The following is a 23,627-nucleotide window of genomic DNA, read 5'->3' on the forward strand; positions in this document are numbered from 1 at the left end:
GCCGAAGCCGGTGTCCGGGCAGCACCGAATCTGATCACGGACGTGTGCACCACCGATGCCACCGTGCCCGATGTGAAAGCGACCGCTCCGGTCCAACAGCGGCTGGCCGAGCACGGCATCAGGCCCGCCGAGCACTACCTCGACTCCGGTTATCCATCCGCCGACCTCATCGCCGCCGCACGGCAGCAGGGCACCCGTATGGTCACCCCGGCCCTGCTCGATCACTCCGCCCAGGCCAAGGCCGCCACCGGCTTCGACAAGAGCGCCTTCACCATCGACTGGAAGGCCCGCCAGGTCCGCTGCCCCGCCGGCAAGACCAGCGCGCACTGGAACCCCGTGAAACAGCACGGAACGGACGCGATCGTCATCACCTTCGGCGTCCGCACCTGCCGCCCCTGCCCCTTCCGGGAACAGTGCACCAGCTCCGCGAAAGGCCGCCGCATGCTCACCCTGCGCCCCCAAGAGCCAGAAGAAGCCCTCGTCCGGGCCCGCGCCGAGCAGAAGACCGAGACCTGGAAGACCAAGTACGCCCTGCGAGCGGGCGTGGAAGGCACCATCAACCAAGCCCTCGACATCACCGGCATACGTCGGGCCCGCTACCGCGGGCTACCGAAAGTCCGCCTCCAACACGCCTTCTCCGCCACCGCACTCAACGTGATCAGACTCGACGCCTACTGGACCGGACACGACCAGCACCACACCCGCAGCAGCCGCCTCGAACGCCTCGCCTACCGACTCACGGCCTGACCCAGGAATTACGCAGCAGAGTCGGCGTGATCGCCAAAACCCGCCGCGTCACTGGCTGCCTGCGTACCTCCATCGCCACCGACGCCACCGGACTGCCCACCCTCGACTGGCACTTCGATCAGGACGTCCTCCAGGCCGAAGCCGCCGTCGACGGCTGGTACGCGCTGCTGACCACCCTCACCCCCGAACAGGCCGACGCCGCCGAGGCACTGCGGCGCCACAAGGGCCAGGGCACCGTCGAGCGCCGCTACGGCGACTTCAAGGGCCCCCTGGCCGTCACCCCCGTCTTCGTGCAGGACAACAAGAGGGTCGCCGCACGGGTGACGGTGATCTGCCTGGCCCTGCTCGTGTCCTGCCTGATCGAGCGCCAGGTCCGCCGGGCCCTCGGGAGCGACCAGAAGATGCCCGGGCTCTGTCCCGACAACCAGCAGGTCCGGCCCACTGGCCGGATGATCCTCTACCACCTCTCCGGCCTGCGGCTACGCGTCGTCGGCGCCACCGACCTGCCGATCATCGTCATCAGCTGCGGCGTCCAGCTCCATCTCCTCGACCTCCTCGGCCTGGAACCGACGCATCCCCGCTGGCCAGAGACCTGAACGAGCTACCCATGGCGCGCCATGGGCCCTCCTGGGGGCGTTGACGGCATAGCCCACAACCAGCGGGCGCGCGCACGCCGTGTAGGTGCGCGTCCTTCCCTCAGCGTCGGTGGGCGTACGGAGGATGACCAAGTGATCGCCGGAGGCACGTGACCTGTGCCAAGCTCATCTTCCTGGGGGAGAGGAACGACTGATGACCCATTACCAATGCGGATCGTGCTCGTATCAGAGCGACCATCTCGGCGAGGCTCAACAGCACTCGCACCAGACGGGCCACGTTTGCATCGGCAAGGACGGTGCCGGGCCAGCCGGAGGTAAGTTCGGCAAAGCCAGGGTCGTGGTTAAGGCCGGCGCCAGCGTTCTGGCCGCCACCACCATCGGGGTCCTCGCCTGGAAGTACAAGGGGCTTCAGGAAGAGCACGAGGAGCTCCAAACGAAGCACGAGGGGCTCCTGTCAATGGCTGCCGGACTGGTCGTGCAGTTGGCGGAGTCGACGGCGGAGAACGAGAGCTTGAAGTCGGAGAACGACTACCTGAAGTCGGCCACAGGTGCCTCGAAGACGCTCAAGAGCTACGACTGCTGAGTGAGGGCGTACTGCAGGTAGTGCCACTGGTGGACGGGTGCCCCGGCGCTCGATGCCGTGGGAAGGTCGAGCGGGTGCCAGCCCGGCGCTAGATCCGTTCTCCGCAGGTCATCCATTCGGGAAGAGCAACTGATCGCAGCGGGTCAGCCACCGATCAGCGCAGCGGTCCGAGTTGCAGAACCTGCCGAAGCACGATCACCTGAGGACCGTGATCAAGCTCGGAGGCTGTGCAAAAGAGTGACCCGCGAAGTACGGAGCTAGCCCACCGCCAGAGCTGCCTGACAACAGCGCTGGCCCCAGCCTCAGCCAGAAACGGCACCAACTCACGAACTGCAACTCTCAGATCCGACGTCTACGGCAGCTGACGCGCCTTCTGGCGCTTCGGTCGCTTCGCAACAGGGATCACGCCCCGGCGGACCTTCATCAGAATCTCGTCCTTCGTGTTCTCGCGTACTGCCAGACGGCACAGGATTCGTTGCTGCGTCTCCGGAGTCCAGAACACTTCGAGACGCTCCCGAGCGCGCGTGATCGCGGTGTAGAAGATGCTGTGGGAGATGCTTTCCTCGTTAGCATCCGTGATGACGACCTTCACCGACTTGTACTCAAGACCCTGTGCCTTGTGGATCGATACGGCGTACGCGATCTGGAATGGCACCATAGTGGTGACCGTATCGTCATCATCATCGCTGTTGCCGCGCTCGAAGACGTCAAACTGGACGGTCGATCCTTCTACCCAGCGCAGATCTGTGCCGAAAACGTCGGCTTCAGTAACATCCCGTTCGAGATTCACGTCGAATGTGATGCGGCCGCGCACGCGATCGATCTTGACAATTTTTCCCTTCAGGTTGTTGAAGATGACCGGACGGAACCGATCAGATTCGTTGAAGAGCACAGGATCGCCGACCTTGTACGTAGATTCGCTCCAGGTTACAGCTGGATTCGGATTGCTCGCCTGCAGGAACCGGTTAACGTTGTTGATGCCATAAAGGCCATCATAATTTAGGCAGAGCACGATCTCGTCGTCACTCTCATGCCGGAAAAGCGAGTTCCCCAGCACTCTCGAGTAACCATTCTTGGAGAGCGACTCTTCGATTCGGTCGTCCAGGTTCCGCACCCTGTCCCACAGTGCGAGAAGCGCCTGATCGGTCGTCCTGAAGGGCTCTGTGAGTTCGAAGACAGACTCGCCCGGGATGTACGAACGGATGATGCTGAACCAGTTGCCGAAGTCGATGGACTCAATCTGGTAAACGTCACCAACGAGTACGAGTAGGTCGAAGGATGTCTTCTCAAGCACTTTGAGTAGGCTTGCGTTGCCCACAGTGCTGCACTCGTCAATCACAAGTACGTCGTACGTTACGCCAAACGACGTGCTGCCGTACACGTGCTTGCTGATCGTACTGAACTCGGTGTTCGGAGCCTGCACTCGTCGCTTCAGGTTATCGACGGCCGGGTTGGTGTGCGCCAGGAACAGCTTCCGTTTGCCCGAGAAGTAGTTCGCGATGTGATTCACCATCGTCGACTTTCCCGTACCTGCCGCACCGTATACGAGGGCGACCTTCGAGTGCTCGAACAGCTCCGTCAGAGACTCAGCTTTCAGCGGGTCATCGATGGCCCCAGGGTTCGCATTTATCCATGCCCGCACGTCACTGCTGTGGTTGGGGACGCCGCTGACAGCAATCTTCTGGAGCTTATCTATTATCGCGACCGTGTCGTCCTCATACCCGACGATGAACACATGCCCGTTTTCATGCGCCAGCTTCCGCGGCGCGTGTCGTGGGTTGGTTGGCAGCAACTGGTTGTGGCGCGCGATCAGTCTGTCGACATCACCGAGGTCCTCCAGGTCGGATGCCGACGTATAGATCACACCGTGCTGCTCGACATTGTTCCTGACTCGCCTTGCCAGTAGCTCGTGAGGTCGGTTCCTAGCGTCCAGGCTCTCGGCAAGATCCGCAAAGCGCGGGGTGTGTCCGCGTGGCGACGTGCAGAACGGCATCGTATCGAAGGGCTTAGAGCTCCAGGAAACGCGCAGGCCGGATAGTCCAGCACACTCGTCGGCATCAAACTGCTCCTTGATGACACGATTGTTCATTCGCAGCATTAGGTACCGCATCAGACGAGCACCTGACCGGTCCTCGCGGATGAGTGCACGCGCGCGGTCAAGCACAGGGAAGATCAGCGGACTACGTTGCGCACCGTCGAGTACCCAGGAGCGGACCTGGCCGTAAGCCACATCGGGCATGTCTATGAGATCAAGCAGACTTGATCGCTCTGTCGTGAGGTAATGCATCAGGTTGCGGTACTCGGAGAGTGACGTACTGACTCGGTCGTGCGAGATATCAAAGAAGCGTGCGAAGTTATCGAACTCACACGGACGGATCGACACCTCCCACGAGCGGATCAGCATGATCGGCATCCTCTGGCCAAGCACTTCGATCGTGTCGCTCACCAACTCCAGGTTGGCCGCATATTTGTCGGTCACGTCGATGTCGGTAAAGCCAATGATGCGATCGAACTTGCTCGTCCGGTTGTGGGCGCGATAGAACGTCACCTCGTAGTAGATGCGGCCGCCGATGAAGAACGGTCGCGAGCTGTGAATGTAATAGCGCTCGCGACGTGGGCCTGAGGGCGGAGTCGTTCTTACCTGCTCGATACGCGCCGCAATCTTCTCGTAGTATTCACGCAACGAGAGGTCGAGGTCGATCGGAAAGTGTTCGAGGTTGTTCAGGATCGCGATCCCGAGCTGTTGCTGTGCCAGGTCGCGGGCGCGGAGTAGGTACTCGTAGTACTTCAGCATCAATCGCTCGGACGGATCGCGATCCAGCGTGTAGTGCGAGACGCTGGCCTGGAGCAAGCCATGGAATCTGCTCAGGAGTCTGAACTTGGCGAGCGCCTTAACAGCATCCAGAGCCGGCCCGACCTGGTTGTAGTGGAACTCGGTCGAGCCGTCGTTGAGGTGTGCCCAGACTATTAGCCCCTCGACAAGATTCCGGAGCTGTCCCAGCACGTTCTGCGAAAGGAATCCTCGGTCACCGACCGGGTTGGCGATGTTTTCGCAGATCACCCTGTCAGCGCTCTTCACTTGCTGTTCTACTGATGCCATCGCTCCCGCTCTACTTCCCCGGAGGATCGTGTTCTGAGTCGTCTTCGATCTCGAGGCACTCATGCTGTTCGGGCTTGGATGCCAACGGCTTGGCACCAGTCACTGTCCGCGCTGACGAGGAGCATGGTGTCGACCGTCGGCAACGCCGCGATCTCCACATGAGGCCGACGGCGATGTTGACGTCTCCCTCCTCCCCCTCGTAGCTGATCCAGGGGGCACTGCACGCACGGCAGCGCACGTGCTTCCAGATAGGTCTGCTGACGACCGGCTGCCGCGACGTCGTCCAGGACGGGAGCGGTGAAGTAGCAGACGTCGACGATCTGGTCCCGCTGCCGCAGACGCGATGCCAGTTTGACGTCTTCCAGCCACAGGTAACGGCGCCCGCGCTGCGTCTTCACGCCCTTGAAGCCGTCGACAAGGACAGCGGTTCTTCCCATGGGCACCCCTCGCTTCAGCCGGACCATGCCACGCCGGAGAGGGCTGTGCTAGCGCGCACGGACACCCACCCCCGAGAGCGCAAGCACTCGGGTGGACGACCCCGCAAGTGGCCGTTTTGTTGCTCCACTCACAGTAGCAGAGGAATTAAACGCAGGGTCGCGCAACGGGTGCGTATGATTCCTTCATGGGTGACATTCCGGCTGCCGAGATCCGAGCCGCACGCGAGGCACGAGGGTGGGACCAGGCAGAACTGGCCCGCCGGCTCGGCATGGGGCAACAGACGGTGAGCCGCTGGGAACGCGGACAGACCTCACCGAGAGGTGAACGACTCCAGCGTCTGCGTGCGGCGCTGGGCATCGACGTTGCCACCACACCTCCACGCCGCCCCCTTCTGGAGGAACTGCCCTTCAATCGCCTCGACGCCTTCCAGTTCGAGGCTTTTTGCGACGCGTTGGCCTCGTGGCTGTACCCGGACGCCCAGGAGGTCCTGCGGTACGGGGTCCACGGAGACAAGCAGCACGGCATTGACATCCGCGTGGTCACTGCCGATGGGGAACGCATCGGCATCCAGTGCAAGAAGTACGAGAAGTTCCAGCCTGCTTCATTCACGAAGGCAGTGGCGGAACTCGACCGTGCCCGAGCCCGCGTCGACCGCTGTGTCCTCTTCCTGTCCACGCGGGCGACCGCCGCGGTGGTGAGCGCCTGCGACGAACTCGCCGAGTGGACGATCTGGGACTCGCGCGTCCTGTCCCGGGAGGTCAGCAAGCTCCCTCGTGATCAGTCACTCACGCTGGTTGACCGCTTCTTCCCGGATATGCGGGAGGAGTTTTTGGGGGTACGAAACCCCAGCGTCTGGCAGACCGCGGAAGAGGCGTTCCCGGTCTATCTGCCCAGTCCCGTCTACTCCCACGAGTTCCCGCTCGTGGGCCGGACCGCCATGCTGGAGGCCATGACCGCGTTCGCTGCCGGCAGCGAGGGGTCACAGATCGGCGTCCTGTCCGGTGTCGCGGGACAGGGAAAGAGCCGTCTGCTGTGCCAGCTCGCCCGTGAACACGGTGTCGGCCACGGAAAGACCATCCGCGTACTGCAGCCCGGCCCGTTCACTCCGGACGAGTTCGAGTATCTGCCGACGAGCGATCGGCTGCTCGTACTGATCGAGGACGCGCACGAGCGGTCGGACGATCTCGCCATGGTGGTGACCGGAGTGCTTCGTGCACGCCCCCACGCCCGCCTGGTGATCGCAACCCGGCCGTACGGCCGGCATGTGGTCCAGCAGGCACTTCGCGCCGCCAAGGTGGACGAGAGCGAGATTCCGTGGTGGGAACTGTCCGTCCTGCGGAGCGAAGAGGCCCTCGTGCTGGCCTCCGAGATCCTCGGAGAAGGGCAGGAACATGCCGCCCGTGTGGTGGCACATGTGGCCGCCGACTCGCCGTTGCTCCTCGTGAATGCCGCGACCGCCGTACGGCGAGGAATGCTGGACATCAGTGCCCTGCAGAGCAGTACCGACGTGCACCGGCTGCTTCTCGACGTCTTCGTCCAGTCCGCCTTGTCTCAGTCTCAGCAGCCCGATGACGATCGGGCACTGCTGCACGCCGTAGCAGCCCTGCAACCCGTTGCCACAGACGTCCCTCAATTTCAGAACGCGCTGTCCGGCATCCTGCAGATGCCGTTCTCCCGGATCAGCCCTCGGCTCATGGGCCTGGAAGGCACAGGCATCGTGGTACGGCGCGGTGCCTCCGTACGCATTTCCCCCGACCTGCTCGGCGACGTCCTTCTCGCCGAAGCGGCTGTCAATCCGCACGACGGCTCCCCCACGCCATACCTGAGGGAGGTCCGCGAGCATGCCGACGGTGACGCGCTGGCGAACGCTCTCCTCAACGTCGGCCGCGTCGACTGGCAGTGGAACGGCCGGGGCTCCCGTCATGCGGGTCTGCTCGACCCCCTGTGGGTGGTCGTCGAAGACGAGTTCAAACGAGGTGGCGCTTACACCCGTAAGGCACTTCTGCGTCTCCTGTTGAAGATCGCTCCCTTCCAGCCCCAGCGCGTACTCGCCTTGACCCGGTGGGCCCTGGACAACCCGACGGCCGAGGACGACCGGCCGAGCGGCATCGAGTGGATGCCCGGTAAGTACAGCCAGGCCGATGTCGTCTGCGAAGCACCGCGTGTCCTGGAGGCAGTGGCCGTCGATCTTGACCAGCTGCGCAGCGTGTACGACCTTCTGTGGTCCATGGGCCGGGACGACGAACGGCCGCTCAACCAGAACCCCGACGCACCACTGCGTGTTCTCCTCGACCTGGCCTCGTACGTCCCGGGCAAGCCGCTGGCGTATCAGGAGATCCTGCTCGACGCGTTGTCGGATTGGGCGGAAGAAGCCACGCCGAACCCCGCGAACCGCATGCCCCTCGCACTGCTCTATCCACTGTTTTCCAACACGGCGGAGGGTCGAACGATGGAAGGCTGGACCCTCACCCTGAGCCGTTACCCGGTCCCAGCGGAGATAGTAGCGCCGATCAGGCAACGCGCGGCCGAGATCCTGCTCGGCCAGTACACGTCCGGGCATGAAGAGCGGGCAGCCGTGGCCGCCGCATCCCTCGAAGAAGTCCTTCGCCACCAAAGCGAAGAATTCGAGCCGCAAGCCATCGAGTTCCTCCGTGAACTGGCCACCCGGGTTGCCGCGAAGCAGCCGCGTCCTCTGGTGTCGCTCGCGACCCGGCGCTCGCTGAGCTGGGCCGCAAAGCACGGCACCGCTCAGATGCGTGAAGCGGCGCAGACAGTGCTCGACGCATTGCCGGACAACACGGAACACCACCTGGCGCTCCTCCTCCACACAGGGTTCTACGACGAATCCCTGGTCCCTCGCTCCGAAGACACCGAATGGCTGGAGAACGTCCAAAACCACTGGGCGGCACTACGCCACGAGACTGCCGACGAGTTGAGGAAGCAGCCCGCCGACCAAGTGGCCGAGCTACTCGTATCGCTGGTGGAAGCAGGCCAAAGGGTCCTTGCCGGTCACTCAGAGGGAGTTCCCGCAGTACTCGAAGACACTATGGAGGAATTCCCTGACCTCATCCCCGCTCTTCTCGACCGGCTGGCCCGCGCGGAGAATGAAGCTGCCCGTGTCATGCTGCCCTCAGTGCTGCACGCATCGTTCGAACAGAACGTGCCCCGCGCACTGGACACATGTCGGCGCCTCGTTACCGATGGTGGGGCCGTGGGAGTCCGGGCCGTGGCCCAGGCTCTCCAAAAGTACATCCCGGACCCCTCGGTGCAGGAGGCCGGTGCACTGGCACTCGCCCGCGCTCTGAGCAACCACACCGACCCCGCGGTGCGCGCTGGAGTCATCGGCATGGCCGTGTCCATGCTGCACACCTCGAAGGACACGGCTCTGGAACTGCTCACCTCTGTGCCGTTCGGCGAGTCGGGGTCGGTACCCTATCGCCTCTGGTGGGCATTCACGATGGACGGCCTCTTGTCCTGGGAACAACTCACGGACACCCAACACACGTTTTTCCTGGCCCAGTTGACCGCTCTTCCGACACTGAGTGATCACACGGTGCAGCAGTTCGTGGCTCACCTCGCCAAGGCCGACTCGCAAGCCGCAGTCGGGCTCCTGCTCGCCCGGATCGAGCGCTGGGAGGAGGACCCTGCCAGAAAGTCCTTCGATCCCCTGCCTTACCAGTGGAGTGTTCCGCTCCCCTTGTCTGACAGTCCTGCACGGCTTGACCTGATGCGATCGGTGCGGAACTGGCTGGCACAGCCCCGCGAGAACGCATGGCGCCGTGAACTCCACGCGCCGGAACTCTTCTGGACCATCGCCGGCCCTGCAGACGAATTGGTCCTCAGCCTCCTCCTTGAGCCTTACCAGGAAGGGGACAGCGATCTCGCGCATGCCGCCGCCCCGCTCCTGAGCAAGATGCCCAAGGACATCGTGTGGGACCAGGTGGATTTCGTGACCGTGTTGTTGAAGACAGCGTCCCGACTGTCGGAAGACTTGTTCCGTCGTACCGGGGGAAGCCTGCACTCCGCAGTCCTCTCCGGCTTCCGGTTCGGAACTCCTGGCCAGCCATACCAGGAAGACCTCGACATCAGCGAACGTGCCCAGCGCATCCGCGCCGGCCTGCCGCGCGGCTCTGCCGTCGATCTCTTCTACAAGGCACTCGCGGACAGCGCGCAACGCAACATCGACCGCGCGAGCACCGACGACCTTAATTAACGACCGCTGACGAGACTGTGAGTGATTCGCTGGAGATCCGGTAAGTGCTGATGCGATTGGGGGGATCTATGCGATGCCGATTCGTCCCAGGCTGCAGACCACGGGTTCGGGTTCATGCTCCAAGAACCTGCCGAGCGGCGCCCCGCGTTCACTTCGCCGCAGGCCTTCGCAGACCACATCGCCGCGGGTCGCGGTCGAAGGCCTCTGGCCGTTAACGTAGCCGGGGACGAAGGTGCCGCTCGTACTCTTGTCTCACATCGGTGTGATGGGCGGGAAGTGCGTGGCGCGGAACTTGGCGAGGGTCTGCTCCACACCGGCGATGGTCAGACGCCAGAAGTCCCAGCCGTCGATCTTGTTGCTGCCGGTGGCGGCTCGGGCGGCGGTGGTCGGGGTACCCCAGGGGCGGCCCCAGACTTCGATGTGGCCCTCGGGTTTCAGAACTGCCCCGTAGACCTTCTTCTCGTGCCAGCCAGTGAGGATGATGCCGGCCTTCAGGGCGTCGGGGTCCAGATGCTGCAGCAGGTCGTGCAGGTCGACTCGGGAGCGCGCCGGGTCGACGGCAGGTATGGGCGTCGTTGCGACCGGGGTGGGCGCGGCGGCCGACTGGGCGACGGCACGGTTCAGGGCCAGAGCCATGGCGGCTGCCGCACTGTACGGCGCCTCAGGTCCCACCTTGTCGTCGACCAGCTGCTGGATGTCGGTCAGGTCCCCGTGGCGGGCGAGTACGGTGACCTCCCGTATGAGGCGGGCGCGGAGCGGGACGAGGTGGGAGTCGTTGAGCGCCAGGATCCGTATGGTTTCGTCGGCGCGGCACAGGCCACGGTTCGTTTCGGCCGACGAGTAGGGAGTGTTGCTGCGCCGGGCGTAGCCGCCGGAGTCGAAGCCGAGCAGGTCGGGGTCGCTGCGGTGGGCCGGGTCCAGGAGCAGCGGCTGTTCGCGGTTCAGGTCGTCGACTGAGGTGCGGGCGCGGGTTCCGCCTATGAGCGGGAACTGGCTGCCCTTGGCTCGGCCTTCCCGGACACCGTTGTAGCGGGCTCCGCCGCTGTTGCAGTGCTTGCAGGCGATGCGGTAGTTCGACACCTCGTAGGCCAGCCACCAGTATCCCGGGTGGCCGGGCACGTCGAGTACTTCGGATTTCGGCCGGTAGTGGTCGACGGTGATGTCCGTGCGCACGATGAGGGACTCGCAGTACCAGCACTTGACGCCGACGAGGCCGAGGAGCAGGTCGCGTACGGCGTCCTCGGTCCAGTGCGAATTGAATTCCCGCTCGGTGCCGGCGGCGACGGCGGCCCTGACCGCATCGAGGGTGCGTTTGGCCCTGTTTGCCCAGGCCGGCGGGGCGATAAGCCCTTGCATGTCCACGTGTCTCATCGGCGTCAGATCACCGACGAGAAACGCTCGTGGAACAGCTCGGCGACCAGGGCCTGCAGTCGTTCGGGCGAGGGCGGATTGGGGCCGTGGGAGGCATCGAGGAGCGCGAGGCGTCTGCGGTGGAGCTCGGCGAGGAAGGCCGCCACGAGCGGATCACGGTCGGAGTTGGGAAAGTCCATCGTCTCCAACTGGGCGGTGACGTCGCGCAGTGCTGCCTGTTTGACCGGATCGCTTTCCGCCTCGGGGAGCAGCGCGTACTGGCGGTCGATCAGATCCTGGGTGTGCTCGTCGAGCTGGGTGGGCAGGCCGAAAAGGTCGGTGGTCAGCAGGCCGCCGGCGCCTTGTCCGCGCGGGTTTGCCCGCGGAATCACCGCGGTGGCCTGGCCCTCCACGTCGGTGGTGACGACGCGGATCTGCTCGCGGGTCATGTTGGACACCAGGAGCGGTTCGTGGGTGGCGGTGAGGAACTGCGAGTGCTGATGCGGTCCCAGCACGCTGCGTACGGAGGAGTACCAGCGCCGGCTCCACTCGGGGTGGAAGTGGGAGTCGGGTTCGTCCAGCAGGAACAGCGACTCATGTGCCCGCTGGAGTCTGAGCAGGCCCAAAATGGTGAGGAGTTGCTGCTCCCCCGAGCTCAGGTCGTTCAGGCCGACGGTGAGCGCGCCGGGTTTGTCCAGCCGGACGTCGACGGTGAGGTAGCCGGCGTCCAGCAAGGTGGCGAGCAGGCCGAACATCGACAAATCGCTGTCGAAGAGGTTACGGAAGGCGCGGACATCTTCTGCGGTGCCCAGGACGATCTGGAACCCGTCGGCGGGGCTGCCGGCTCCGTCCACCGGATCAGCGTCGGGGATGAGACCGAACCGCCCCGATTCGGAGGCGGCCGCGAACAGGGTGCGGGCGGGCCCGCCCAGGCCCCAGTACGGGAGGGCGGCCAGGTGCGGGGCGCGTGCAGCGCGTGGCGCGCGGATCCGCAGGACTGCGGAGGCCACCCGCTGCAGGTAGGAGTGGCGGCGCAGATAGGTGCCGAACGAGTCAGACCAGTGGGTGGTCTGCGCGAGGAGCAGCAACGGCAGGTGCGCAGGCGTACACAGGAACACCGGCGTGTACAGGGGGCAGCTGATGGGCAGCGTGAACTGCTCGGTCCACAGCTCCCCTTGGCCCGGTGGCTGGTGCGCGCGCCACTCGCCGAAGTCCTTCATCCACTGTCGGCGCCACTGGCCTACGCGGCGTGCGGCGAAGCGGCGGTGCTGGTCGAACTCGCTGGCCCAGGGGGCCTGGGCGTGCGCCTGGTAGCCGAAGACGTGATCGGGCAGATGCTGCGCCCACACTGCGCGGGCCACGGGTATCGGCCAGCCCGTCACGGTGTCCACGCTCAGCTCGGGCGAGGCGTCAGGGGAGGTCTGAACGACCCGGACCGTCCTGCCGTGGACCTCGTAGTCGAGTTCAAAGGCGAAGGCTGCACGGCGCCCGGGCCGGTACAGGGCCCCGAAGATCTCGGCGAGCGCGTGCAGGGCCCGGGACTTACCGCCGCCGTTGGGGCCGATCAGGGTGGCGATGGCATGGCCACCGTCGAGGGCGCCGGTGAGGTCCAGCTCGAATTGGCGCAGGCCCCGGTAGGAGGAAAGGCTCAGGCGCAGCAGCCGCACGGCATCCCTCCGGTCATCGCGCCTCTGGTTGCCGTCACCGCTCCGCCTCACGATCCGGGCCGTCCGCGTGCACGCCGTAGGGGCGCAGCGCTTCGGTCAGGGAGGCGAACTCGGCCAAGGCGGCGCCCAGTTCAGCGGTGATCTCCTGCGCCATGCGGTGCAGGTCAGCCTCGGGCTCTTCCAGCGCGAAGGGTCCGGGCGGGGGTTCGGCGACCTGCAGGTCCAGGTTGACGGCGTGCCGGGCGAGCAGGTCATCGACAGTGAAGGACCGGAAGCGGGGGGTCTCGACTCGTTCGCTGTGGGGCCGGCCGGGCCGGTAGGCGGACACGAAGTCGCCGTAGTCGGGGCCGGACTGCGCCGTGGGCTTGGCCGTCGCCGTGCGCGAAGAGCGCAGGTCGTACACCCACAGCCGGGTCGTGGACGGGCTGCCGTCGGGGCGCGGTTCGGGCTTGTCGAAGAACAGGACGCTGGCCTTGAGGCCACGGGCGTAGAAGATGCCGGTGGGAAGCCGCAGCAGGGTGTGTACGTCGCACGCGGCCAGCAGGCGCCGCCGGATCAGCTCACCCGGCCCGCCTTCGAACAGCACACTGTCGGGCACCACGACGGCGGCGCGGCCGTCGGTCTCCAGCAGGCTGTGGACGTGCTGGAGGAAGTTGAGCTGCCGGTTGGTGGTGAGGGTCCAGAAGTCCTCCCGGTAGGTCTCCTCACTGGTGGAGCTGCGCCCGAAGGGAGGGGTGGTGAGCACCAGCGTCGCCCGCCTGCCCGGTGGGCGGGCCAGCGCGTCCCCGACGGTGATACACGGAGGGGTCTCGTCGGCCCGGGTGACGCCGTGCAGGACGAGGTTCGTCGTGGCCAGCCGAGCGGTGGCGTCGACGAGTTCGACGCCGAAGAAGGCGCCCTGGTCGAGCCGCTTGCGCTGGGCCTCGGTGACACCTGAAGGAAAGTGGTCGACCAGGTAGTCGAAGGCTTTGATCAGGAAACCGCCGGTGCCGCAGGCCGGGTCGGCGACGGTGTCGTTGATGCCGGGCTGCACGCACTGCACGATCGCCTCGATCAGCGGTCGGGGCGTGAAGTACTGGCCAGCGCCGGTCTTCGCGTCCGTGCTCATGCGGGCCAGCAACGCCTCGAAAACGTCGCCGATGCCGGCTGAGGACCACTGGTAGCCGTCCACCACGTCGACGATCAAGCGGTGCAGGAGGGCCGCATCCGGGATGCGGTTTTGTGCCCGGCGGAAGAGCAGCCCGAGCGTTCCGGGCCGGACGGCGAGCAGGCCCAGGATCCGTTCGTACGCCGGGATCAGGTGGTCGCGCTCGGTCGAGGTGAGCTGTGCCCAGGCGTCGAACCCGAGGATGTCCTGTCCGTTGAGGGGGCGTTGGCGTTGTTCGTGGGCGCGCTTGAGGACGATCAAGCTGGAGAGCTGATCGATGAGCTCCAGGCCCGAGATGCCATTGTCGCGCAGCACATTGGCGTAGTTCCACAGCCGGGCCACCAGGGCCTGGTCGTATCCGGGGCGGGAGGAGACGGTGGGGTTCACAGCACAAACTCCTGTTGCCCGGACGGGGGAAGCGGAGGGGACAGGTGACCGGTGAAGGCGCGATCCAGGAGGTTACGCCGTAGCCGTCCGGCCATCTCGAGAGCGCGTTCGGCGGCCGTACGGGCCGTGTTCAGGGCTGCGGTGTGTGCCTGGACGACCGCGACCAGGTGGTCCTGCTCGTCTACGGGCGCGACGGGCACCGGCATGAGCCGGATCTTGGCCAGGCTGATGGACGCCGGCCCCACGCTGTGGGTGGCGTTGCGGTGGCACCACGTACGGCCGAAGCCGTTGGCGTGCCAGGCCAGCAGGACGGGGTGGAGCTGATGGGCGGAGATGCGGACACGGAAGAGGTGGCTGTGGGGAACGCAGTGGGGCAGCTGCTCCTCCCAGATCCAGCCGCGGCCCAGGCTGTCGATCGATCCGCCGCCGGTCAGCAGCACATCGCCCGCCCGCAGCCGGGCCGCCTCGGCCTGTAATGGGGGCAGCCGGATCGTGCGGACATCGTCCAGATCCAGGCGGCCTCGCTGCACGTTGGCGACCCGCAGGCAGGAGACGTCCGTGTCAGAGGGATTCCACTCCTGCGTGCCGGACGGGGCGATGCCGCGGGAGACCTCCGCGACATCGTGCAGGCGGGTCCACCGCCAGCGTTCGGGAAGGCCGGGCAGTGTCCCGTCCCCTACGCCCGCCGCCAGGGGCAGGTTCGCAGGAACCCGAGCAGTGCCGGCGAGAGCGCCGCGCCCTGCCCGCGCGGTCAGGGCGCGGCTAAGGACATCGGCCTGATCGAGGGCGCTGTGGGTACGGATCGTGGTGGCGTCGATGCGGGCGAGGTGGTCCTCCAACAGACCGACGATCCGGCGCTGTTCCCCCACAGGGGGCAGCGGCAGCAGGACATCGGCCAGATCACGCTGGTTGATCCGCCAGATCGCTGCGCCGCCCTGGCGAGCGCGTGCCTCGATCTGGCGCCGCATGACCGGCGACTTCCACAGGTGTGCGAGGTAGCGCGGATCGAGGGCGCCGGGGCGTACGCGCACGCGGATCATGGAGTCGGGAATGGCCGTCGGGGTCGGGGGGCCGTCTACCAGAGCGCCTTCGCCGACCAGGGAGTGTGAGCCGTTGACCCGTCCGACCAGCACATCCCCGTGTTCGGCCACGAGTATCGCGTGGCCGTTGCCACTGCGGTCGCTGCTCTTGGACTGGGTGAAGTCCACCGTGGCTGCCCGCAGCGCCGGCATGCGCAGCACGGGCAATCCGCCCTCGCCGGGGCGTAGGGACCGGCCGTTGACCAGCGGTTCGCTCAGCACGTCGGCCAGCCGGACGATCCTCCAGCCAGCAGGCACCTCATTCATCACGCCAGAGCCCTGCGCAGTTCGTCCAGGAGGTCAATCGCGGCGTCGGGCCCGAAGGCGTCGAGGAAGCCGTCCGTGCCGCCGCGCGCCGAGAAGGGGATGCTGTCGAGATACGCCGGGGCGAAGTGGGTATCGGCGGCCGCCACGTCCGCGATCTTCTCGAGCCACCACAGCTGGGCCGGGGTGAAGTGTCCGGACCGCTCAACGAACTCGACCAGACGCTGGCGCACTGTCTCCGTTTGGCGGCTACGCCTTTCGGATGCCGTCACCAACATAGGGGCCGGCCGGCCGTAAAGGTTCAGCAGCGCCTCTTGGAGTTCGGGCTCCTCGGTGAGCGGGTAGAGGGCCGTGCGCCGCTCGTTGTCGACGGCTCTCTTGCCGCCTGCCCGGCGCAGGGATGCCTGGTGGTCCGAGTCGACCGAGTCAAGGAGACGGGTCACTAGCTCCTGCAGCGGCTGGCCTGCCAGCTTGCGGATCTCGGCACCGTCGGCGTCACTGAGCGTGGGGATGAGCCGGGCAAGTCTGATGGCCAGTTCGGCCGTCTCTTGCGCCGTCACCAGCCCGCTGGCGACGCGGTCCAGCAGGTGCTCCAAGGCGGCCCTCCCCTCCTGCCCGGATGCATCCGTCACATTCACCAGCGGCCGCAGGTGACGCGAAGCGCCCACCGCGTCGACGACCACGAGCTGCGTCTTGGCAACCGCCCCCGGGGTGACGGCGCGCAGTGCCGCGGACGAGATGGTCTGCGTTCCCATGGCAAGCAGTTGCTCGTAGTAGGTGGCGGAGCGCACCTCGCGCAGGATCAGCAGGCATTCGATCGCCCGCATGTCGCTGATCCCGGAGATCAGATCCGTCACGACCGCGATCCGGATCTGCGGTGTCGTGCGGAAATCCCTCAGCAGGTGCTCCGCATGAGCGTCGCGGTGCATGATCCGCCGGCAGAAGTCGTCCCCGGCGCCGAACACGTCGCGGATGCGCTCTACGACCTCGTCCGCATGCTGTCCGTCCTGCGCCAGCACCACGGTCTTGGGGACCACGCCGGGCCCGCCGCCCTGCAGCATCCGGTCAGGGAACAGGGTCGGCAGCGCGTCACGGAAAGCCGTCACCACCGCCGCCAAGTGCTCGGTCGGGACAGCCCTGGCCGGGCCCTGCCCTGCGGTGGAGGTCAGCTCCTCGTCCAGGTCCTCGTAGCGGGCGCGGCGCGAGCTCTGGTCTTGAACACCAACCGCGCCGACTGGGGTGGCGGACGCTGGCTGCCGCTCGCTGGCGACCCGGATCTCGTAGACGGAGCAGTCCACAGCGACGCCGTCGGCGACGGCCTGTACATAGCTGTAGGAGTTGACCAGGTTGCCCTTGAAGAATCCCAGCACGGTGGCGGTCGGCGTCGCGCTGAATCCGACGATGGGAGCGTCGAAGTATTCAAGAAGGGCACGCCGCTGTCCGTACAGCGCGCGGTGGCAGTCGTCAACGATGACGAGATCGAACGCGTCGGGCGGCAGCGCCTCGCAGTAGGTCACTTCCAGGGGTGTGGCATCGGGATGCGCCTGCCGTTCGGCGGTCTCGTACGCCGACACGTTCTCGGATCCGTCCTCGGGCGTCTGCGTGTCGGAGAGCATGGCCGACAGACGCTGCACCGTGGCCACGGCCACGGAAGCCGACGGGGCCAGGCCGTGCGCGGTCAGCTCATGGACGGGGTACACGTCATCGAGAGGGCGCCCACCGTCCGGCATGCTGAACTGGCGCAGCTGGTGGATCAGTTGATGCACGGCGACCTTGCGGTCGGTCACGAACAGGATCCGGCCCGCGCGCGCGTAGTGGAGCTGTCGGTAGGCGGTGAACACCCCGGTGAAGCTCGCCCCGGAGCCGGTGGCCATCTGCACCAGGGCGCGCCGCTGACCGGCCGCGAGGGCCTGCTCGATGGCCCGCACCGCCCTGCGCTGGGCCTGGCGCAGCTGGTCGAACCCCTCGTTCTGCCGCTGCAGGTAGGCGGCCTGGCGGGCCCGGTAGGTCGGCGCGCCACCGTCCGCCTCCGCCTCGCGCTGCCAGCGGGCCAGCGTGCGGGGCTGATGGAAGCCGCTGATCAGGCGCGCGTGGGATTCGGGGTCATTGGTGTCGCAGAACAGCAGACGTCGGCCGTCGCTCACGTACCGGTACGGCAGCGGCGAGCGCCACACGGGCCACGGCAGGGAGCCCGCCGGGGCCTTCGCCAGTGTGCCCGCCTGCTCCATGGCCTCGTTGAGATCGATGCCGTCCCGTTTGCACTCGACGATCCCGACCACCTGTCCGCCGACGGTCAGCAGCATGTCCGCGCGGAGTCCTCCGCCCAGACGGGGCTGCACCAGGACGCAGCCCAGGGAACGGTTTAGCTGAGACTCCTCGCCGACTCCCAGAACGCCCCATCCCGCCTTGGCGAGCCTGCGCTGCACTTCCGCGGCAATGTCGGCTTCGCGCAGCGGCTCATAGGCCGCATCGCGCGCGCTGACGATCAGCTGTTCACGCTCGGCGACCGCCAGGGGCGCCGGAGCTGCGCGCTGGTCGAATTCGCTGCGCAGCCGGGGCAGGTCCTCTTCCAGCACAGCGACCCGCTGCGCCAGAACCCGCAGATCGGACGCTGAGGCGTGGACGAAGGTCATCGGCTCCGAGTCGCCGGTCACCGCGCGGAAGAGCCAGGCGGCCAGCGCGAAGCAGCGCCCGACCAGATGCGCCGCCACCTCCCACTCATCATGCGCACCGCCGTCGAAGCGGTGAAGGTCGTTGAACGCGTCCCGAACCGGCCCGGGAAGCATCCCAGCGCGGGATAGGAGGTCCAGACGGGCCAGCTGATCGCCCGCGGGCAGGCGCACCCCGCCCCGGCGGCCCAGCTCAGCGGCGAGAACCTCACCGAACTGGCGCGCCGCCGCCACCGCTTCGGCGGGCGCGGTAGCCGCGCGGGCCTCACAGGATGCACCGTGAAGAACAAGAAGCGGTTCGTGGGGGAGCAGGAATCCGAAATTGGCTGACGCGACAGCCAGGTCCGTGAACCGGCTTTCGAGCACGCTCGGCTCCAGAGCCACGCCGACCCTCCCTACCTGCACTGCGGCGCCGCGGAATCCGCTACAGAACAGCTCTCACCCTACCGTCCGCCCCCTGCGCACAACACTGACACTTTGATCCGATACGAGTGATTTACGCATCAGCTCCGACGGACCTGCCCGCTCGTTTTGCATCCGGCCCACACCACATAACGCCCCCGACCGAAGATGGAGCGCTGGCCGGCGGGCGCGGCTCACGGTGCCCCTTATCGGTGTTGCTGATGCAGCACGCGAAGGTGTCCGTCGACCTTCAGCGACTGACCGTGTTTCGCCGATGGCTATCGGGACGAATGGCCGCCTGGCAGCCAGATCACCCTCAACCGACCCCTTATCGCCGACGCCGACCGCAGGCACGATCACCCACTCCGCCTTTCGAACGAATGTGCGAAGATGGAGTTAGGGTGACCCACACGGTCGACTGGAACAGATGGCGCAAAGGGGGGTTATGAGCAACAGGAGGTGTGTATGTCGTTTACGCATCTCCGTGCAGCGAGCGGCTATTCACTGCGTTACGGGGCCAGCCACCCGCAGGCACTGGCAGAGCGGGCTGCAGAGCGGGGGCTCGATGCCCTGGCGCTGACCGACCGGGACTCACTCGCGGGCGCGGTGCGCTTCGCCAAGGCGTGCGCGGGAGCCGGGATCCGGCCCCTTTTCGGCGTTGATCTGGCTGTGCCTGGTGCGTCCCCGTCCGGGGCGGCGGCGTCGGCGCGGCAGCGGACCCCCGCCAGGGGCGGTGCGTTCGCGACGGAGGCGCCACTGCGCGCGGTGTTCTTGGCACGGACCGCGCGCGGCTGGGCCGAGCTGTGCCGTCTCGTGTCGGCGGCGTCCGACCAGGGCGTCACCTGGGAGGAGCTGGCCTGTCCGGACGACGAGGTGTTCGTGCTGCTCGGAGCCGATTCCGAGGTGGGGCAGGCACTGGCGTCGGGGCGTCCCGACCGGGCCACTGCCCTGCTGGATCCGTGGCGTGAGCGGTTCGGCCGGTCGTTGCGCCTTGAGGTGTCGTGGCACGGGCGGACCGGGACAGGGCCGGGGTCGTTGCGTCTTGCCGCACGAATGGCGGGCTTCGCCGCCGAACAGCAGGTGAAGGCCGTGCTGAGCAACGCCGTGCGCTATGCCGACCCGCATCAGGGTGAGGTCGCCGACATCCTGGACTCCGCCCGTTCGCTGGTGCCGATCGATGGCCGGGACGCGTCTCGTCTCGACAGCGGGCAGCGGTGGCTGAAGGACGCCGGGGAGATGGAGCGGATCGCCGGGCGGATCGCTGAGGCGGTGGGTGGCCGGGGCCTGGAGGCGCGGCGGCTGCTCGCGGTGACCGAGGAGACGGCGGCGGCCTGCGTGGTCGACCCGGGCGAAGCGTTCGGTCTAGGTCGGCTGAATCTTCCCGAAGCCGAGCTGGTGGGCGCGCGGGCGGACACCGCCGACCGCGTTCTCGCCGAGAAGTGCGCGGTGGGCATGATGAACCGCGGCTACCACCGGGAGGTGGAGCGCTGGGACCGGCTCGAGGACGAGCTGAGGATCATCGCCGGACACGGTTTCGCCGGGTACTTCCTGACCGTCGCCGAGGTCGCGGCACAAGCCCAAAGCCTCGGCATCCGGGTCGCGGCCCGCGGCTCGGGGGTGGGATCCCTCGTCACGCATCTCCTGGGCATCAGCCCGGTCGACCCGGTGGCGCACGGCCTGCTCATGGAGCGGTTCTTGTCCGCACGGCGGTCCGCACTGCCCGACATCGACCTGGACGTGGAGTCGGCCCGCCGCCTGGAGGTCTATCAGGCGGTACGGGAGCGATTCGGCGCCGACCGGGTAGCGACGCTCGCGGTCTACAAGACCTACCGGGCGCGCGGCGCCATCGAGGACGTGGCCCGCGCCCGCGGCATGGACCCGGACGAGGCGGCCCGGCTCGGCAAGGCGTTCCCGCACATCCGGGCGAAGGACGTGCGGGCCGCGCTCGCCGAGCTGCCGGAGCTGCGCGAGGTCGCCGCTGAGGACCACGGCCGGCTGTGGGAGCTGGTGGAGGCGCTGGACGGGCTGCCGCACGAGGCGGCGATGCACCCGTGCGGGCTCCTCGTCTCCAACGCCGGGTTGCTGCGGCGCACCCCGGTGGCGCCGACCACCGTCGAGAACATCGCCATGTCCCAGTTCGACAAGGAGGACATCGAGGACACCGGGCACCCGAAGATCGACGTCATCGGCGTACGGATGCAGTCGGCGCTCGCGCACGCGGCCGCAGAGATAGAACGCGTCACCGGCGAACGCCTCGACCTGGACGATCCCGCACAGGTACCGCCGGACGACCCGGCCACGTACGACATGATCACCTCCGGGGACACCCTGGGGACCTTCCAATTGGAGAGTCCGGGGCAGAGAGAGCTGGTGCGGAATCTGCGGCCGCGGTCGTTCGACGACCTGGCGCTCGACATCAGCCTTTTCCGGCCCGGACCGGTCGCGGCCAACATGGTGGAGCCGCTGATCAAAGCCCGCGACGGCCAGAACAGGATCCGTTACGCCCACCCGGACCTAAAGCCGATCCTTGAGGAGACCGAGGGCCAGGTGGTCTTCCACGAGCAGGTCATCGCGATCATGGCGACGCTGACCGGCTGTGACCGGGGCACGGCAGACGAGGCACGGCGTGCTCTGTCCGACCCGGAGCGGCAGGGGCGGGTGCGGGCGTGGTTCGCCGACCAGGCGCGTAAGCGCGGTTATCCGGTCCAGGCCGTACGGGATGTGTGGCAGATCTTGGAGGGTTTCGGCAGCTTCGGGTTCGCCAAGGCGCACGCCGCGGCCTTCGCGCAGCCCGCCTACCAGTCGAGCTGGCTCAAGGCGCACCGGATGGCGGCCCTGCTCGCCGGGCTACTCACGCACGATCCGGGGATGTACCACAAGCGCGTCCTGGCGGCGGATGCCCGACGGCACGGGGTCCCGCTGCTGTTGCCCGACATCAATCACTCCCGGGCCGCACACACAATCGAACTGGTGTCCGGCAAGTGGGGGGTGCGGATCGGGCTTTCGCAGCTGCGCGGCATCACCGAGGCCGAGAGCGAGCGCATCACCGCCGGGCAGCCGTACACCTCGCTCGAGGACTTCTGGCAGCGCGCCCGGCCCAGCCGTCCGCTGGCCGAACGCCTGGCGCAGGTCGGGGCGATGGATTCCTTCGGCGTGCGGCGCGAACTCCTGCTGAAGGTTGCCGAGTTGCACCGTTCCGGACGCGGCAAGGGCGACTCGGCCGTAGGCCAACTCCCCATGGAGAGCGATGACATGACGACCGGGCCGGACGGCACTGCAGGCCCGGTCACGGGCCTGCAGGCCATGTCCACCTCCGAACAGCTCGCCGCCGAACTGGACGTGCTCGGCATGGACATCTCGCGTCACCTCCTCGACGAGCACCGATCCCTGCTCGCCGACATCGGTGCGACCCCCGCCACCGACCTGCCGGGGCTCAGGCATGGCGCCACCGTGCTCGTCGCGGGCGTCAAGGTCGCCACCCAAACCCCGCCGATCCGCTCCGGCAAGCGTGTCATCTTCGCCACCCTCGACGACCCCACCGGCCTGTCCGACCTGGCGTTCTTCGAGGACAGCCACGCACGCTGCGCCCATACGGTCTTCCACAGCAATCTGCTGCTCGTACGCGGCACCCTGGCCCGCCGCCCGCCGCGCGCCTTCAGCATCACTGGCATCGCGGCCTGGGACCTCGCCGAGTTGGTCGGCCTGTACCGCGAGGGCGGCCCCGCCGCCGTCGCCGACCACCTCACCCGCCCCGCGCCGCCAACCACGCGCAAGGCGGGACCACGCCGCACCCTCACCCAGTCCACCGGCTACGCCCTGCACCCCTGGGCCGACCTGCAGCCGCCCGGCACCCCGCCCTCCGCCACCGCCCTGACCGCTCTCGACACCCTTACCGGAAGGTCCTTCCATCATGCGAGCCCCGGAAGCGCAGGGTGACCGTCAATGATCCTCTACGTCCACTTCGGCGACCCGCAGCCCGAAGCCACATACCACCGACTCATCGACACACTCCGCGAGTTCACGCCTGTCGTGCAGGCGCTGCCGCCGGACGCGGCGCTCGCCGACGTGTCCGGGAGCACCCGATACTTCGACTGCGACGCCGCCGGGCTCGCGGGCCTGATCCGGATGCGTGCGGCCGCCGTATTCGACCTTGACGTGACAGTCGGCATCGGTCCCAATCCGCTGCTCGCCCAGCTCGTCGCGCACCGCGGGGAGCCCGGCGCCATCCGTGCCGTCCCGGACGACCCCGAGACCATCACCCGCTTCCTCACCAGCCTGCCCGCCGCCGCGCTGCCCGGCGTGGGTCCTGCCACCGCCCGCACCCTGGCCTCGTACGGTCTGCACACCGCCGACCAGATCGCCGCCACGCCGCTGCTCACGCTCCAGCGCATCCTGGGCACGGCCACCGGACGAGGGCTCCACGAACGCGCGGCCGGCATCGACCCCAGCCGCGTCACCGCCGGTGCCCCGCCCCGCACCTTCAGCGCCGAGCACCGCTTCGTACGCGACGAGCTCGACGCCGCCCGACAGCGCGCCGCCCTGACCCATCTCGCCGAACAGCTCGGCGCCCGCCTGCGCGGTGCACGGCAGGCCTGCCGTGCACTGACGCTAACCGTCCAGTACGCCGACCGTTCGACGACCACCCGCAGCCGCACCCTGCCCGAGTCCACCGCGCACAGCCCCCAACTCCGCGCGGCAGCCCACGCCTTGCATCTGACGCTCGGGCTGCAGCGGGCCCGCGTTCGCTCCCTCACCCTGCGCGCAAGCGACCTCGGCGACGCCGCCTCCGCCTCCCGGCAGCTCACCTTCGGCCCCGACGACGACAAAACCCGCCGCATCGAGGCCGCCGCCGACCGGGCACGGGCCCGCTTCGGTCAGGAGGCGGTACGCCCCGCGAGCACCGCGGGCCTGCGGTGAGTGCCGAACTGCCGCAGGGCCGGCACGGAACGCCTCGGCCCTGCAGGTTGACAGAGGAAACGTGATTA

The 23,627-nt window shown here is 67.3% G+C and carries 13 protein-coding genes; 6 read left to right on the plus strand and 7 right to left on the minus strand.

Annotated features, from left to right (window positions below; translation table 11 throughout):
- From ACIBB8_RS25405 to ACIBB8_RS25415, 3 genes are all read left to right on the plus strand, one after another.
- Positions 1-747: transposase (locus ACIBB8_RS25405; RefSeq protein ID WP_398955775.1), on the plus strand; the 747-nt coding region annotated here is incomplete at its 5' end.
- A gap of 26 nt (positions 748-773) precedes the next feature.
- Positions 774-1,343: a hypothetical protein gene (locus ACIBB8_RS25410; RefSeq protein WP_398955777.1), complete on the plus strand. Its 570-nt coding sequence runs from the start codon at positions 774-776 to the stop codon at positions 1,341-1,343.
- A 337-nt stretch (positions 1,344-1,680) separates the two neighbouring features.
- Positions 1,681-1,926, plus strand: a complete 246-nt coding sequence (locus ACIBB8_RS25415; protein ID WP_385427153.1) for a hypothetical protein — start codon at positions 1,681-1,683, stop codon at positions 1,924-1,926.
- 352 nt (positions 1,927-2,278) lie between these two features.
- Here ACIBB8_RS25415 and ACIBB8_RS25420 read toward each other — a convergent pair whose 3' ends face one another.
- The gene (locus ACIBB8_RS25420) at positions 2,279-5,026 is read right to left on the minus strand and encodes an ATP-dependent RecD-like DNA helicase (protein WP_398955779.1); all 2,748 of its coding nucleotides are present in this window, start codon (positions 5,024-5,026) and stop codon (positions 2,279-2,281) included.
- A gap of 59 nt (positions 5,027-5,085) precedes the next feature.
- On the minus strand, positions 5,086-5,463 hold the full coding sequence (locus ACIBB8_RS25425) for a hypothetical protein (RefSeq protein WP_398955781.1): 378 nt from the start codon (positions 5,461-5,463) through the stop codon (positions 5,086-5,088).
- 185 nt (positions 5,464-5,648) lie between these two features.
- Between ACIBB8_RS25425 and ACIBB8_RS25430 the strand changes: the two genes are divergently transcribed.
- Complete coding sequence (locus ACIBB8_RS25430; protein WP_398955783.1) at positions 5,649-9,677, plus strand: helix-turn-helix domain-containing protein; 4,029 nt, start codon at positions 5,649-5,651, stop codon at positions 9,675-9,677.
- Between the two features lie 252 nt (positions 9,678-9,929).
- Here ACIBB8_RS25430 and ACIBB8_RS25435 read toward each other — a convergent pair whose 3' ends face one another.
- Genes ACIBB8_RS25435 through ACIBB8_RS25455 form a run of 5 tightly spaced genes read right to left on the minus strand, consistent with a single transcriptional unit; the run spans position 9,930 to position 18,624 of the window.
- Positions 9,930-11,033, minus strand: coding sequence for an HNH endonuclease (locus ACIBB8_RS25435; RefSeq protein ID WP_398955785.1), 1,104 nt, complete (start codon positions 11,031-11,033; stop codon positions 9,930-9,932).
- Positions 11,034-11,053: 20 nt separating this feature from the next.
- Complete coding sequence (locus ACIBB8_RS25440) at positions 11,054-12,694, minus strand: AAA family ATPase (RefSeq protein ID WP_398955787.1); 1,641 nt, start codon at positions 12,692-12,694, stop codon at positions 11,054-11,056.
- A 34-nt stretch (positions 12,695-12,728) separates the two neighbouring features.
- Positions 12,729-14,228 carry a class I SAM-dependent DNA methyltransferase gene (locus ACIBB8_RS25445; protein ID WP_398955789.1) on the minus strand — a complete coding sequence of 500 codons (1,500 nt, stop codon included), beginning with the start codon at positions 14,226-14,228 and terminating at the stop codon, positions 12,729-12,731.
- Positions 14,225-15,565, minus strand: a complete 1,341-nt coding sequence (locus ACIBB8_RS25450; protein ID WP_398955791.1) for a hypothetical protein — start codon at positions 15,563-15,565, stop codon at positions 14,225-14,227. Before ACIBB8_RS25450 ends, ACIBB8_RS25445 begins: the two co-directional genes overlap by 4 nt.
- A gap of 8 nt (positions 15,566-15,573) precedes the next feature.
- On the minus strand, positions 15,574-18,624 hold the full coding sequence (locus tag ACIBB8_RS25455) for a DEAD/DEAH box helicase family protein (RefSeq protein ID WP_398955793.1): 3,051 nt from the start codon (positions 18,622-18,624) through the stop codon (positions 15,574-15,576).
- A 483-nt stretch (positions 18,625-19,107) separates the two neighbouring features.
- Between ACIBB8_RS25455 and ACIBB8_RS25460 the strand changes: the two genes are divergently transcribed.
- Positions 19,108-22,578 (plus strand): DNA polymerase III subunit alpha, encoded by a 3,471-nt coding sequence (locus ACIBB8_RS25460; RefSeq protein ID WP_398955795.1) that lies wholly within the window; start codon positions 19,108-19,110, stop codon positions 22,576-22,578.
- Between the two features lie 6 nt (positions 22,579-22,584).
- Positions 22,585-23,559, plus strand: a complete 975-nt coding sequence (locus ACIBB8_RS25465) for a DNA polymerase thumb domain-containing protein (protein WP_398955797.1) — start codon at positions 22,585-22,587, stop codon at positions 23,557-23,559.
- Positions 23,560-23,627: the final 68 nt, after the last annotated feature.

The sequence above is a fragment of the Streptomyces sp. NPDC051286 genome, assembly GCF_044455345.1.
GTDB lineage: Bacteria > Actinomycetota > Actinomycetes > Streptomycetales > Streptomycetaceae > Streptomyces.